This window comes from Streptomyces sp. NPDC044984 (assembly GCF_040646935.1).
In the GTDB taxonomy this organism is placed as follows: Bacteria; Actinomycetota; Actinomycetes; order Streptomycetales; family Streptomycetaceae; genus Streptomyces.
On sequence record NZ_JBEZBE010000017.1, the window covers coordinates 21,380 to 34,462 of the forward strand.

Consider the following 13,083-nt stretch of genomic DNA (forward strand, 5'->3'; position numbering starts at 1 on the left):
GTCACTGTCCTTCCCGGTCGGATACGACCGAAGCGTATCGATTCCCACCCGCTGTGCCGCCGACGGCGGCCTGACCGCTTGTGCCGTTCTCGCCCTCCACCGAGGCGTGCCCGCCGGTGGACCCGAAGCCCCCCTCGGCCCGCGCCGAGCCGGGAAGCTCCGCCACCGGTACGAAGCGGACCCTCTCGACCTGCTGGACGACCAGTTGGGCAATCCGGTCGAAGCGCTCGAACCGCACGGTCTCGCGCGGGTCGAGATTCACCACGATCACCTTGATCTCCCCACGGTACCCGGCATCAACCGTCCCCGGGGCATTCACCAGGGCGACGCCGCAACGGGCGGCGAGACCGGATCGCGGGTGCACGAAGGCCGCGTACCCGTCGGGCAGCGCCACAGACACCCCCGTGGGCAGTACCGCCCGCTCGCCGGGAGCCAGTTCGCGGGCCTCGGTGGTCCGCAGATCGGCCCCCGCGTCCCCCGGGTGCTCGTACTCCGGAAGCGGTACGTCGGGGTCGACACGCCTGATCAGTACCTCGAGCGCGCCGGAGCGGGGCCCGCTCACGGGTTCACCTCGAAGGCGCGGACGCGGCGGACCTGGTCGGGGTCCTCCATCGCGGCCCGGATCTCCTCCTGACGGCCGTGGTCGACGAAGTGGTCGACCTTGACCTCGATGAACAGGGCGTCGGCGCGGACCGCGACCGGCCCGTCGGGGCCGCCGACGCGTCCGGTGGCGGTGCAGTAGATCTTCCGTCCGGCCACCGCCGTCACCTCGGCCCGGAGGTGCAGCACGGTGCCGACCGGCACGGGCCGGACGAAGTCGGTCTCCAGCCTGCCGGTCACCGCGATCGTGCGCAGCAGCCAGTTGAGCGAGCCGAGCGTCTCGTCCAGGGCGGTGGCGAGCACCCCGCCGTGCGCGAGTCCCGGGGCGCCCTGGTGGACGGGCCGCACGGTGAACTCGGCGGTGATCGACACGCCTTCGCCGGCGCGGGCCTCGAGGTGCAGCCCGTGGGGCTGTTCTCCGCCACAGCCGAAACACTGTCCGTAGTGCGCGCCCAGGAGCTCGCCGGGTGCGGGGGCGTCCGGATGGCGCACGGGGGGCACGGCGTCGGCCGGAGGCTGAAGAGCTGCGGAAGTACCACTCACAGCCGCAGACCTTACCCGCGCGCGGGTCCCGGCCCGACACCGTGCCAAGCTTGGATTCATGCAGCTCTCCGCCACCCCGTACGAAGAACGTCTCACCGCACCCCGCTCCTGGTGGCTGATCTCCTTCCTGGTGGGGGTCTCCCTGGCGCTGATCCTGCTGCCGTTCGGCACGCTGCCGATGCTCGGCGGCCTGGCCGGCGGCACCGCCGCGGCGGCCGTCGTGGCCAGTTCGTACGGCTCGGTGCGCATCCGGGTGGTGGGCGGCCACCTGATCGCGGGCGAGGCGAAGATCCCGGTGTCGGCGCTGGGCGAGGCGGAGGTCCTGGACGCCGACGAGGCCCGGGCCTGGCGCTCCCACAAGGCCGACCCGCGCTGTTTCATGCTGCTGCGGGCGTACATCCCGGGCGCGCTGCGCGTGGACGTCACGGACCCGGCGGACCCGACTCCCTACGTCTTCCTGTCGACACGCGAGCCGGAGCGGCTGGCGCGGGCGCTGCGGGCGGCGAAGGACGCGGCGGACGCCGCCTAGCGGCGGTACGGGCGGCACGCGGGTGGGATGCCGCCCGGAGGACTCACGGGGCCCGGTGCCCGTCGTCCTTCCCCCGGTGGCCGCCGAGCTCCTTGAGGGCGTCCTCGGGGAGGGCGTCCTCGGGACGCTCCAGTGCGGGGAGGGCCGGCAGCGCGTCCCAGGGCACCTGGATCCCGCGCAGGTCGTCCCGGATGCGTGCGGCGAGCTTCCTGGTGTCCCTGCGGTTCATGGCGGCGCCCACGGCGGCCCCCACCAGGAACGGCATCAGGTTCGGCAGGTTGCGGACCGTGCGCTTCATGATCCGCTGGCGCAGTTCGCGCTTCATGCGGCTGTTCAGCGCCGCGCTCACGGTCGAGGGCTTGGTCGCCTCGATCCCGCGCTCCTCCGACCAGGAGTTGAGGTACACGGTGCTGCGCTGGGCGAGGGTGCCGGCCGGCCGTACGCCGTAGACCTCGTGGAGTTCGGCGATCAGCTTGAGCTCGATCGCGGCGACGCCGGTGATCTCGGCGGCCAGCTCCGCCGGCATCGCGGGCGGTACGGGCATCATGGCCGCCGCGCCGACTCCGGCCCCGACCGTCGCCGTGGCCTTCGCGGCGCCCGCCACGAGCCTGTCCGCGAGCTCCTCGGGGCCGAGGCCGGGGAACTGCCGGCGCAGCGTCCCGAGGTCGCGCACGGGCACCCGCGGGGCGATCTCGATGATCCGGTCCGCGAGGTGCCCCAGTCCCGCGCGGGCGCGGGCACCGCCCTTGCGGGCGCCTTCCAGGGCCTTCTCGCGGATCACGGCGACCCGCCGGTGCGCCACGGGCGCGGTGACCTCCAGGGGTGCCGGGAGGTCACTCCGGCCGGCTGCCGCTTCGAGCGAGGCCGCCCCGGTACCGGTTGAGCCCCGCTCTTGGTCACGCGTGTCGTGCTGCGGGCCCTCCTGGGGCCCCGGGTCCGCTCCCCTGGCGAAGAAGCGGCGCTTCCGCGGAGGGGTCGAGCCAGTCACGGCCGACCCCGCCTCAGTCGCAGTCGCGGCAGATCGGCTGGCCGTTCTTCTCGCGGGCCAGCTGGCTGCGGTGGTGGACCAGGAAGCAGCTCATGCAGGTGAACTCGTCCTGCTGCTTGGGCAGGACCCGGACGGCCAGCTCCTCGTTCGAGAGGTCCGCTCCGGGCAGTTCCAGGCCCTCGGCGGCCTCGAACTCGTCGACGTCCACGGCCGAGGCCGACTTGTCGTTCCGCCGGGCCTTCAGCTCTTCGAGGCTGTCCGAGTCGACGTCGTCGTCGGTCTTGCGTGGAGTGTCGTAGTCGGTTGCCATAGTCGCTCTCCCCCTCTGGGTGTATGCGGTGTCTCCAGCGCACGTAACGCGTGAGAGGCCGGACTTGTGCCCGACCTGAGGCGGAGATTTTGCCTCACATCAAGGTCTGTTACTCAATCGACACCCAACCGGACCCCTCATGAGTGATCGGGTTGGATGGCGATGGGGACCGTACACGGTCCGAATACCGCACTTCAAAGGCGCCTCACCGTGTACTTCCCGTGATCAGGCCCCCTGAAAACCGGGACTTTCCCGACTTTCGCGGGGATACATGATCACGGAGAGTGGACATTCGAGGAATCGCTCCTGTGATCGATCACACACGGGATTACCGGAGAGGCGCCCCGAAAATTCCGCTCAAAGCGAACACCCCGTCGTGTCGGGGGCATCATCTCAGATCGGCAGGGTGACACGCATCACGAGCCCGCCCCCCTCACGCGGTTGTGCGTAGATGTGCCCACCGTGTGCCCGGGCCACCGACCGCACGATGGACAGACCGAGTCCGACGCCCTTGTCGCTGCCCGTGCGCTCGGTGCGCAGCCGCCGGAACGGCTCGAAGAGGTTGTCGATCTCGTACGCGGGTACCACCGGCCCCGTGTTCGACACCACCAGGACCGCCTGTCCGTGCTCCACCTCGGTGGTGACCTCGACCCAGCCCTCCTCGGGCACGTTGTACCGCACGGCGTTCTGCACCAGGTTCAGCGCGATCCGCTCCAGCAGCACACCGTTGCCCTGGACCACCGCGGGCCGGCGCGCGCCGCGGATCTCCACGCCCTTGGCCTCCGCCTCGCCGTGCACCTGGTCGATCGCCTGGGTGGCGACCTCGGCGAGGTCCACGGGTTTGCGCTCGACGATCTGGTTGTCGCTGCGGGCGAGCAGCAGCAGGCCCTCCACGAGCTGTTCACTGCGCTCGTTGGTGGACAGCAGCGTCCTGCCCAGCTGCTGGAGCTCCACCGGGGCGTGGGGATCGGAGAGGTGCACCTCCAGCAGGGTGCGGTTGATCGCCAGCGGGGTGCGCAGCTCGTGCGAGGCGTTGCCCACGAAGCGCTGCTGGGCGGTGAACGCCCGCTGGAGCCGCTCCAGCATGTCGTCGAAGGTGTCGGCCAGCTCCTTCAGCTCGTCGTCCGGGCCGTCCAGCTCGATCCGGCGGGACAGGTCCGAGCCGGCCACCGCGCGGGCGGTGCGGGTGATCCGGCCCAGCGGCGACAGGACCCGGCCGGCCATGGCGTAGCCGAAGGCGAAGGCGATGACGGCGAGGCCCAGCAGGGCCAGCAGGGAGCGGCTGAGCAGGTTGTCCAGGGCCACCTGGCGCTGGTGGTCGATGCACTCGCTGATCCGGGCGTTGAACTCGGACAGCTCCAGGTTGCCGTTGGTGATGCCCGGGCAGTCGTTGCTGGAGACCCTCAGGCCGTCGAAGTCGACGATCTTGAACAGGGGCTGGCTGCCGGTGCGCAGGGCCTGGGCGGCGAGCAGGTAGATGATCGACAGCAGCAGGATGCCGGCGATCAGGAACATGCCGCCGTACAGCAGCGTGAGCCGTATGCGGATGGTGGGACGCAGCCACGGCAGAGGAGTGGCCGAGCGGGGGTCCCAGGTGGGCTTGGGGGGCGCCGTGGGGGGCGCGGGTGTGGCGGCCATCGGTCATCAGATCCGGTATCCGGAGCCGGGCACGGTCACGATGACCGGCGGCTCCCCCAGTTTGCGGCGCAGGGTCATCACGGTCACCCGCACCACGTTGGTGAACGGGTCCGTGTTCTCGTCCCAGGCCTTCTCCAGCAGCTGCTCCGCGGAGACGACCGCGCCCTCGCTGCGCATGAGCACCTCCAGGACGGCGAACTCCTTCGGCGCGAGCTGCACCTCCTTGCCGTCGCGGAAGACCTCGCGGCGGTTGGGGTCGAGCTTGATCCCGGCACGCTCCAGAACGGGCGGCAGCGGCACGCTCGTACGCCGCCCGAGGGCGCGCACGCGCGCGATGAGCTCGCTGAACGCGAAGGGCTTGGGCAGGTAGTCGTCGGCGCCGATCTCCAGGCCCTCGACCCGGTCGCTGACGTCGCCGGACGCCGTGAGCATCAGCACGCGCGTGGGCATGCCGAGCTCGACGATCCTGCGGCAGACGTCGTCGCCGTGCACGAGCGGGAGGTCGCGGTCGAGGACGACCACGTCGTAGTCGTTGACGCCGATGCGCTCCAGGGCGGCCGCACCGTCGTACACGACGTCGACGGCCATGGCCTCCCGGCGCAGTCCGGTGGCCACCGCATCGGCGAGCAGCTGCTCGTCCTCGACGACGAGTACGCGCACGTCGCTTGTCCTTCCTGATGTCCCGCCCTTGGTCGGACAGCGCCTCAGGGCGCACTCGGGCAGGGGTACGGGTGGGTGTGTTGACCTCCATCCTGCCCTTTTCGGCCATAAGTCGGCTGTAAGGCGGGGAGGGGGCGGGGAAGGCGGGTGCGGGACCGGGGAACATCCGGGCGAACGGGGCGGGAATACGAGAATTTCTCGCGCGGTTAGGTTTCCTCGGAAGAGAGCTTGGGGAGGACGGGTCTTACATCCCACGATCACGCTCTGCACGTACCGCACCACCATGCGGTGCGCAGCAGTCCGCTTCCGCAGAGCGGGCGTGGATGTCCGGCACCGCCGCCGCCCGGCCGAGCGGCGCTGGGCATCCGCCTCGGACGTGATCGTCCCTTCCGAACGGCACACCCCCGTGCCACCGACCCACCGACCCAGGACGAGGGGGCGCAGCATGGACGCATTCACCGCAGGACTTCTGCAGCGCATAAAGGCGACCGAGTCCGATCTGTCGCGGGCCCGCGACGACGGCGACGACTTCCTCGTCGACGTGGAACAGGGCGAACTCGACGACCTGCGCCGCCTCGCCGCCGAACACGGCGTGGAGGTCGGCGCGTACAGCGTCTGACCGGCTCGCACCACACTCGCACCACGACGGGCCCCGGCGAATCCAGCGCCGGGGCCCGTTCGTGTCCGTGTGCCTCAGTCGTGCCAGGCGCCGTGGTCCTCCAGCAGCCGCTGGAGGGGCTCGAAGACGCCCGGGGTCGCGGCGACCGTGAGGTCCCAGGACGGGCGGTCTCCGGGGCGGCCACCGGTCCGCGCGCCCGCCTCGCGGGCGATCAGGTCACCGGCGGCCAGGTCCCAGGGGTGCAGCCCGCGCTCGTAGTAGCCGTCGAGGCGCCCCGCGGCGAGGTCGCACAGGTCGATCGCGGCCGAGCCGCCGCGCCGGATGTCCCGCAGCAGGGGGATCAGCCGCCGCGCCACGTCGGCCTGGTGGGTGCGGACCTCGGTGACGTAGTTGAAGCCGGTCGACACCAGGGCCTGGTCCAGGGGCGGCGAGGGACGGCAGGTCAGCCGCCGTTCGCCCGTCCAGGCGCCGGTGGCCCAGGCGCCGCCGCCGCGCACCGCGTGGTACGCCTCACCGCGCATGGGGGCCGCTACCGCCCCGGCCACGGTCTCGCCGTCCTGCTCGGCGGCGATGGAGACGGCCCAGGTGGGCAGGCCGTACAGGTAGTTGACCGTGCCGTCGAGCGGGTCGATCACCCAGCGGACGCCGCTGCTGCCCTCGGTGGAGGCGCCCTCCTCGCCGAGGAAGCCGTCCTCCGGGCGGCGCTCGGCGATCAGCGTGGTGATCAGCTTCTCGGCCGCGATGTCCATCTCGGTGACGACGTCGATCGGGCTGGACTTGGTCGCGGCGACCGCGAGGTCGGCCGGTCGGCCGTCCCGCAGCAGCTCGCCCGCGCGGCGGGCCGCCTCCCGGGCGAGCTGAAGCAGTTCCACGTGCAGGGGGTCGGTCACGGCGCTCCTCATGCGTAGGGGCTGTCGGCGCCCGCGGCGGCGGGGCGCGGGGCGCGGGCCGGGCAGCAGCCCACCGGGCAGAGGTCGTGGCTCGCGCCGAGCGCGCCCAGGGCGCACGGCGCGACGTCCTGCCCGCGTTCGGCGGCGGCGCGTTCCACGATCAGCTCACGGATCGCGGCGGCGAACCGCGGGTCGGCGCCGACGGTCGCCGAACGGCGCACCGGAAGGCCCAGCTCCCCCGCCTTGGCCGTGGCCTCGGTGTCGAGGTCGTAGAGGACCTCCATGTGGTCGGAGACGAAGCCGATGGGGGCCATGACCACGGCCGGGACCCCGGCCGCGTGCCGCTCCTCGAGGTGGTCGCAGATGTCGGGCTCCAGCCAGGGGATGTGCGGGGCGCCGGAGCGGGACTGGTAGACGAGCTGCCAGGGGTGGTCGACGCCGGTGCGCTCGCGGACGGCGTCGGCGATCAGCCGGGCCACGTCCAGGTGCTGCCGGACGTACGCGCCGCCGTCGCCGTGCTCCTCCACCGGGCCGGAGGTGTCGGCGGCGGAGGTGGGGATCGAGTGGGTGCAGAAGGCGATGTGCGCGCCGTCCCGGACCTCCTCGGGCAGGTCGGCGAGCGACCGCACGACCCCGTCGATCATGGGCTCGACGAAGCCGGGGTGGTTGAAGTAGTGCCGCAGCTTGTCGATCTTCGGCAGCTCCAGCCCCTCCTGCTCCAGGGTCGCGAGCGCGTCGGCGAGGTTCTCGCGGTACTGGCGGCAGCCCGAGTACGAGGCGTAGGCGCTGGTGGCCAGGACGAGGATGCGGCGGCGGCCGTCGCGGACCATCTCGCGCAGGGTGTCGGTGAGGTAGGGCGCCCAGTTGCGGTTGCCCCAGTAGACCGGCAGGTCCAGGCCGTGGTCGGCGAAGTCCCCCCGCAGCGCGTCCAGCAGGGCGCGGTTCTGGTCGTTGATGGGGCTGACCCCGCCGAAGAGGAAGTAGTGCTGCCCGACTTCCTTCAGGCGTTCCTTGGGGATGCCTCGCCCGCGCGTCACGTTCTCCAGGAACGGGACCACGTCGTCCGGGCCTTCGGGACCACCGAAAGAGAGCAGGAGCAGGGCGTCGTAAGGGCTGGGATCACGCACGTCAGGCATGTCTCGATCCTGCCACCCGGCGCTGACAGCCGGGACGGGGCGGGGGGTGTCACCGGCTGTGACGTGGGATTCCCGGGTGCATTAGGGTGACCTAACCCGTAAGCTGTATCAATTGCGGTCGCACCTTACTGAGACCTTCGGAGAACCCGTGCCCAGCCCGTACCGCGCCCTGTTCGCCGCACCCGGCAGCAGGGCCTTCTCCGCCGCGGGGTTCCTCGGCCGGATGCCGCTGTCCATGATGGGCATCGGCGTGGTGACGATGATCTCCCAGCTCACCGGGCGGTACGGACTGGCCGGCGCGCTGTCGGCGACCATCGCGCTGGCCGCCGCCGTGGCGGGCCCGCAGGTCTCGCGTCTGGTGGACCAGTACGGGCAGCGGCGGGTGCTGCGCCCCGCGACGCTGGTCTCGCTCACCGCGGCGGCGGTGCTGCTGTTCGCGGCGCACTACGGCTGGCCGGACTGGGTGCTGTTCGTCGCGTGCGTCGGCATCGGCTGCGTCCCGAGCGTCGGGTCGATGGTCCGGGCCCGCTGGGCCGCCCTGTACCGGGGCACGCCGAAACTGCACACCGCGTACTCGTTCGAGTCCGTGGTGGACGAGATGTGCTTCATCTTCGGGCCGATCATCTCCATCGGGCTGTCCACGGCCTGGTTCCCGGAGGCCGGCCCGCTGCTCGCGGCCTGCTTCCTGGCGGCCGGCGTCTTCTGGCTGACCGCGCAGCGCGCCACCGAGCCCGAGCCGCACCCGCGCGAGCACAAGGGCGGCGGCACGGCGCTGCGCGCCCCGGGTCTCCAGGTGCTGGTCGCGACGTTCGTGGCGACGGGGACGATCTTCGGTGCCGTGGACGTGGTCACCGTGGCGTTCGCCGAGGAGGAGGGGCACAAGGCCGCCGCGAGCGTGGTGCTCGCCGTGTACGCGCTGGGCTCCTGCGTGGCGGGCGTCGTGTTCGGGCTGCTGCACTTCGCGGGGGCGCCGGAACGCCGTTGGCTGCTGGGCGTGTGCGGCATGGCCGTGAGTATGATCCCACTCCTACTGGTCGGGAACCTGTCGTTTCTGGCCGTGGCGCTGTTCGTTGCGGGTCTGTCCATCGCTCCGACGATGATCACGACGATGTCCCTCATCGAAGAGCACGTACCACGCACGCAGCTCACCGAGGGCATGACCTGGGTGAGCACCGGGCTCGCGGTCGGGATCGCGCTCGGCTCCTCCGCGGCCGGCTGGGTGATCGACGCGGCCGGGGCGCGTGCCGGGTACGGGGTTCCGGCGGTGGCCGGCGCCGTCGCGGTCGCGGTCGGTTTCCTCGGGTACCGCCGGCTCAAGCGGCCGGCCCCGGGTCGGGGAGGCTCCGTTGGGCAGCACAGCGAGCACGAGGAACGGCACATGGCGTAACTGGGGCGGCAACGTCTCCGTCCGTCCCGCGCGGGAGGCCGCGCCCGCCTCCGTCGACGAGCTGGCCGCCGCCGTGCGCCGGGCCGCCGAGGACGGCATGCCGGTGAAGGCGGTCGGCACCGGCCACTCCTTCACCTCCATAGCCGCCACCGACGGCCTGCTGGTCCGCCCCCATCTGCTGACCGGCATACGTCACGTCGACCGCGCGGCCGGCACGGTCACGGTGGAGGCCGGCACCCCGCTCAGGAGGCTGAACGTGGCCCTCGCGCGGGAGGGGCTGTCGCTGGCCAACATGGGCGACATCATGGAGCAGACGGCCGCCGGGGCCACCAGTACGGGCACCCACGGCACGGGCCGCGACTCGGCCTCCCTCGCCGCCCAGATCCGGGGCCTGGAGCTGGTCACCGCCGACGGTTCGGTGCTCACCTGCTCCGAGGAGGAGAACCCGGACGTCTTCACCGCCGCCCGGATCGGGCTCGGCGCCCTCGGCGTCGTCACCGCGATCACCTTCGCGGTGGAGCCGGTCTTCCTGCTCACGGCCCGCGAGGAACCGATGCCGTTCGACCAGGTCTGCGCCGAGTTCGACCAGTTGCACGCCGAGAACGAGCACTTCGAGTTCTACTGGTTCCCGCACACCGGCAACACCAACATCAAGCGCAACAACCGCAGCGCGGGCCCGGAGCGGCCGGTGCCGCGGCTCAGGGGCTGGTTCGAGGACGAGTTCCTCTCCAACGGGGTGTTCCAGGCGGCCAACTGGGTCGGCCGCGCGGTGCCCGCGACCGTTCCGGCCATCGCGCGGATCTCCAGCAGGGCGCTCTCCGCGCGGACGTACACCGACATCCCGTACAAGGTGTTCACCTCGCCGCGCCGGGTGCGCTTCGTGGAGATGGAGTACGCCGTTCCGCGCGAGGCCCTGGTGGAGACGCTGCGGGAGCTGAAGGCGATGGTCGACCGCTCGCCGCTGCGGGTCAGCTTCCCCGTCGAGGTGCGCACCGCGCCGGCCGACGACATCACGCTGTCCACCGCGTCCGGCCGGGACAGCGCCTACATCGCCGTCCACATGTTCAAGGGCACCCCCCATCAGGGGTATTTCACCGCGGCCGAGCGCATCTTCACCGCCCACGAGGGGCGGCCCCACTGGGGGAAGATCCACACGCGGGACGCGGAACACCTCTCCCGGGTGTATCCGCGCTTCGGGGAGTTCACGGCGCTCCGGGACCGGCTCGACCCGGAACGCCGGTTCCGGAACGACTACTTGCGGAGGGTCCTGGGGTCGTAGAGGATTCGTTGCGCGGCGTGCCAATCCACGCACGTGGCCCAAATGGAGTACTGTTGCGAGCCCTGGGTCCGGTCTCCCGTCGGGGTGCCCGCGACCTTGAGGACCGCCGGGAGGGGGCTAGTTGCACAAGGTGACGCGGTTGGTCACTTAGCGTTGCGAATAGGTAACCGTGCCATAACGGCGATCCAGGGCCCGCGCCCGACACGCCGGGCAAATAGGCAAGGTTGTGGCAGGCTGCACCCGGGCAGGCCACACTCGACTAGCGGAAGCAGCGACGCACGTGACGTCGGCAGGCACCACCCGGGAGGTCCCCATGCCCGAACTGCGTGTCGTGGCCGTCTCGAATGACGGCACACGGCTTGTGCTGAAGGCTGCGGACAGCACGGAGTACACGCTTCCGATCGACGAACGGCTCCGCGCCGCCGTGCGCGGCGACCGTCCCCGCCTCGGCCAGATCGAGATCGAGGTGGAGAGCCATCTCCGCCCCCGTGACATCCAGGCGCGTATAAGGGCCGGCGCGACCGCGGAAGAGGTCGCCCAGATGGCCGGCATCCCCGTGGACCGCGTACGCCGCTTCGAGGGCCCCGTCCTCGCCGAGCGCGCGTTCATGGCCGAGCGCGCCCGCAAGACCCCGGTCCGCCGCCCCGGCGAGAACTCCGGTCCCCCGCTCGGTGAGGCGGTGCAGGAGCGGCTGCTGCTGCGCGGCGTGGAGAAGGACACCGTCCAGTGGGACTCCTGGCGCCGCGACGACGGCACCTGGGAGGTGCTGCTGGTCTACCGGGTCGCCGGCGAGCCGCACTCGGCGAGCTGGACCTACGACCCGCCCCGGCGGCTCGTCCAGGCCGTCGACGACGAGGCGCGCTCGCTGATCGGCGAGTCCGACGACCTCGCCGCGCCCGAGCCCAGCTTCCCGTTCGTGCCGCGCATCGCCCGGCTGCCGCGGGACCGCCCGCTCGACCGTCCCGGCGACCGCGAGCGGCCGAGCCTGCCCGCGCAGGCGTCCGAGCCCGACGAGGAGTCCCTGACCGCCACGGCGTCGGGTGAACGGGACTCGCTGACCAGCCTGCTGGAGGCGGTGCCGAGCTTCCGGGGCGACCTGGTGGTGCCGGAGCGCGCGCCCGAGACCGCTCCCGAGGAGCCGGACCCCGAGCCCGAGGCGGAGGAGCCGCCGGCCCCCGCGGCCTCGGCCGGGTCCGCCTACGCGGACGTCCTCATGCCGCGTTCCGTCGGCAGCCACCGGGACCGGCTCATCGGCTCGACCGATCGTCAGGCCGAGGCGGACGGTGTCCGTCCGGGCCGCCGCGCGGCGGTGCCGAGCTGGGACGAGATCGTGTTCGGGACCCGCCGGAAGAAACAGGAGTAGCCCGTTCGGGCGGTCCGCGCCTGCGGCCGGTTGACGTGAACGTGATGCGAGGGGCGCCCGCCGTACGGCGGGCGCCCCTTCGTGCACTTCTGACGCATTCATACGTTTCTGGGACGTGTTCACACATTTCCAGGACGTGTTCGTACGTTTCCGAACGGTCTACTGCGGGTCCGGACCCACCGCGACCGGCCGCTCGGGGTCGGACGACCACTCCGACCAGGAACCGACGTACAGCGCCGCCGGGATGCCCGCGACCGCCAGCGCCAGCACCTCGTGCGCGCCGGAGACGCCCGAGCCGCAGTACACGCCGACCGGTGACCCCCGCGACACGCCCAGTTCCTCGAAGCGGGCGCCCAGTTCGTCCGCGGGCAGGAAACGGCCGTCGGCGCCGACGTTCTCCGTCGTGGGCGCCGAGACCGCACCGGGGATGTGCCCGCCCACCCGGTCGATCGGCTCCACCTCACCGCGGTACCGCTCCCCCGCGCGGGCGTCCAGCAGCACCCCCGAACGCGCCAGCGCCGCCGCACCGTCGGCGTCGAGCAGCCCGGCCGCCCCCGGCACCGGTACGAAGTCCCCCTCGGCCGGCCGCGGCACCGACGTCTCCAACGGCCCCTCCCAGGACGGCAACCCGCCGTCGAGGACCCGCACGTCCGGGTGACCCGTCCAGCGCAGCAGCCACCACGCGCGGGCGGCACCCCAGCCCAGGCCCCCGTCGTACACGACCACCGGCGTCCCGGACGACACGCCCGCCCGCCGCATCGCGGCGCCGAACACCGCGAGGTCCGGCAGCGGATGGCGTCCGTGACCGCCCGGCGCGGACGCCAGCTCCTCGTCGAGGTCGACGAAGACGGCGCCGGGAAGGTGCCCGGCCTCGTACGCGGCCCGCCCGTCGAACGGCGGCTCACCGGCCGCCGTGGCCACGCTGAGCTGCCAGCGGACGTCGAGCAGCACCGGCGGGTTGGCGCCCGCCGACGCGCTCGCGAGTTCGGATGCGGAGATGATGGCGTTCATGGCCACCATCCTCGCGCACGGGGTGGCCGAGCCGCCCCCGTCCGGCTACTCTGCTCGGCCGGACGACCCCGATCACAAGGCGTACCGGATCGGGCACATGCTGTACAACCGATCGACTCCCGTCGGCAAG

General features: G+C 72.1%; 14 protein-coding genes. 5 read left to right on the forward strand and 9 right to left on the reverse strand.

From position 1 onward, the window contains the following. Position 1 precedes the first annotated feature (1 nt). Both dut and AB0A94_RS19730 read right to left on the reverse strand, forming a co-directional pair. A complete protein-coding gene (dut, locus tag AB0A94_RS19725; protein WP_217129024.1) occupies positions 2-562 on the reverse strand; it encodes a dUTP diphosphatase in 561 nt (186 codons plus the stop codon). Next, the gene (locus AB0A94_RS19730; protein WP_361745922.1) at positions 559-1,143 is read right to left on the reverse strand and encodes a PaaI family thioesterase; all 585 of its coding nucleotides are present in this window, start codon (positions 1,141-1,143) and stop codon (positions 559-561) included. The genes dut and AB0A94_RS19730 overlap by 4 nt, the downstream gene beginning before the upstream one ends. A 58-nt stretch (positions 1,144-1,201) precedes the next feature. Between AB0A94_RS19730 and AB0A94_RS19735 the strand changes: the two genes are divergently transcribed. Beyond that, a complete protein-coding gene (locus tag AB0A94_RS19735) occupies positions 1,202-1,672 on the forward strand; it encodes a DUF3093 domain-containing protein (RefSeq protein WP_361745924.1) in 471 nt (156 codons plus the stop codon). 43 nt (positions 1,673-1,715) lie between these two features. Here the strand turns inward: AB0A94_RS19735 and AB0A94_RS19740 are convergent, their stop codons facing one another. From AB0A94_RS19740 to AB0A94_RS19755, 4 genes are all read right to left on the reverse strand, one after another. Then, positions 1,716-2,660 (reverse strand): hypothetical protein, encoded by a 945-nt coding sequence (locus tag AB0A94_RS19740; protein WP_361745926.1) that lies wholly within the window; start codon positions 2,658-2,660, stop codon positions 1,716-1,718. Positions 2,661-2,673: 13 nt separating this feature from the next. Continuing rightward, positions 2,674-2,970, reverse strand: coding sequence for a DUF4193 domain-containing protein (locus tag AB0A94_RS19745; protein ID WP_003993510.1), 297 nt, complete (start codon positions 2,968-2,970; stop codon positions 2,674-2,676). A 393-nt stretch (positions 2,971-3,363) separates the two neighbouring features. Continuing rightward, a complete protein-coding gene (locus tag AB0A94_RS19750) occupies positions 3,364-4,608 on the reverse strand; it encodes a HAMP domain-containing sensor histidine kinase (protein WP_361745928.1) in 1,245 nt (414 codons plus the stop codon). Between the two features lie 6 nt (positions 4,609-4,614). Continuing rightward, entirely contained in the window at positions 4,615-5,268 is a 654-nt protein-coding gene (locus tag AB0A94_RS19755; protein ID WP_007387794.1) for a response regulator transcription factor, read from the reverse strand. A 445-nt stretch (positions 5,269-5,713) separates the two neighbouring features. Between AB0A94_RS19755 and AB0A94_RS19760 the strand changes: the two genes are divergently transcribed. Continuing rightward, a complete protein-coding gene (locus AB0A94_RS19760; protein ID WP_167748545.1) occupies positions 5,714-5,887 on the forward strand; it encodes a hypothetical protein in 174 nt (57 codons plus the stop codon). A 74-nt stretch (positions 5,888-5,961) separates the two neighbouring features. On the opposite strand, the gene AB0A94_RS19765 is transcribed toward AB0A94_RS19760, so the two are convergent. Further along, complete coding sequence (locus AB0A94_RS19765) at positions 5,962-6,777, reverse strand: inositol monophosphatase family protein (protein WP_361745930.1); 816 nt, start codon at positions 6,775-6,777, stop codon at positions 5,962-5,964. 8 nt (positions 6,778-6,785) lie between these two features. After that, on the reverse strand, positions 6,786-7,913 hold the full coding sequence (locus tag AB0A94_RS19770) for a ferrochelatase (RefSeq protein WP_361745931.1): 1,128 nt from the start codon (positions 7,911-7,913) through the stop codon (positions 6,786-6,788). Positions 7,914-8,061: 148 nt separating this feature from the next. Here AB0A94_RS19770 and AB0A94_RS19775 point away from each other — a divergent pair, with 148 nt between their 5' ends. From AB0A94_RS19775 to sepH, 3 genes are all read left to right on the forward strand, one after another. Then, positions 8,062-9,300, forward strand: a complete 1,239-nt coding sequence (locus AB0A94_RS19775; protein ID WP_361745933.1) for an MFS transporter — start codon at positions 8,062-8,064, stop codon at positions 9,298-9,300. After that, positions 9,260-10,579 (forward strand): D-arabinono-1,4-lactone oxidase, encoded by a 1,320-nt coding sequence (locus tag AB0A94_RS19780; RefSeq protein WP_361745935.1) that lies wholly within the window; start codon positions 9,260-9,262, stop codon positions 10,577-10,579. Before AB0A94_RS19775 ends, AB0A94_RS19780 begins: the two co-directional genes overlap by 41 nt. 313 nt (positions 10,580-10,892) lie before the next feature. Then, positions 10,893-11,942 (forward strand): septation protein SepH, encoded by a 1,050-nt coding sequence (gene sepH, locus AB0A94_RS19785; RefSeq protein ID WP_361745937.1) that lies wholly within the window; start codon positions 10,893-10,895, stop codon positions 11,940-11,942. Positions 11,943-12,101: 159 nt separating this feature from the next. On the opposite strand, the gene AB0A94_RS19790 is transcribed toward sepH, so the two are convergent. Next, positions 12,102-12,953: a sulfurtransferase gene (locus AB0A94_RS19790; RefSeq protein WP_361745939.1), complete on the reverse strand. Its 852-nt coding sequence runs from the start codon at positions 12,951-12,953 to the stop codon at positions 12,102-12,104. Positions 12,954-13,083: the final 130 nt, after the last annotated feature.

Bases quoted from the DNA above. Each gene is read 5' to 3' on its own strand.
- AB0A94_RS19770 (WP_361745931.1), bottom strand. From the start codon at position 7,913: ATGCCTGACGTGCGTGATCCCAGCCCTTACGACGCCCTGCTCCTGCTC.
- AB0A94_RS19760 (WP_167748545.1), top strand. From the start codon at position 5,714: ATGGACGCATTCACCGCAGGACTTCTGCAGCGCATAAAGGCGACCGAG.
- AB0A94_RS19745 (WP_003993510.1), bottom strand. From the start codon at position 2,970: ATGGCAACCGACTACGACACTCCACGCAAGACCGACGACGACGTCGAC.
- AB0A94_RS19735 (WP_361745924.1), top strand. From the start codon at position 1,202: ATGCAGCTCTCCGCCACCCCGTACGAAGAACGTCTCACCGCACCCCGC.
- AB0A94_RS19790 (WP_361745939.1), bottom strand. From the start codon at position 12,953: ATGAACGCCATCATCTCCGCATCCGAACTCGCGAGCGCGTCGGCGGGC.
- AB0A94_RS19750 (WP_361745928.1), bottom strand. From the start codon at position 4,608: ATGGCCGCCACACCCGCGCCCCCCACGGCGCCCCCCAAGCCCACCTGG.
- sepH (WP_361745937.1), top strand. From the start codon at position 10,893: ATGCCCGAACTGCGTGTCGTGGCCGTCTCGAATGACGGCACACGGCTT.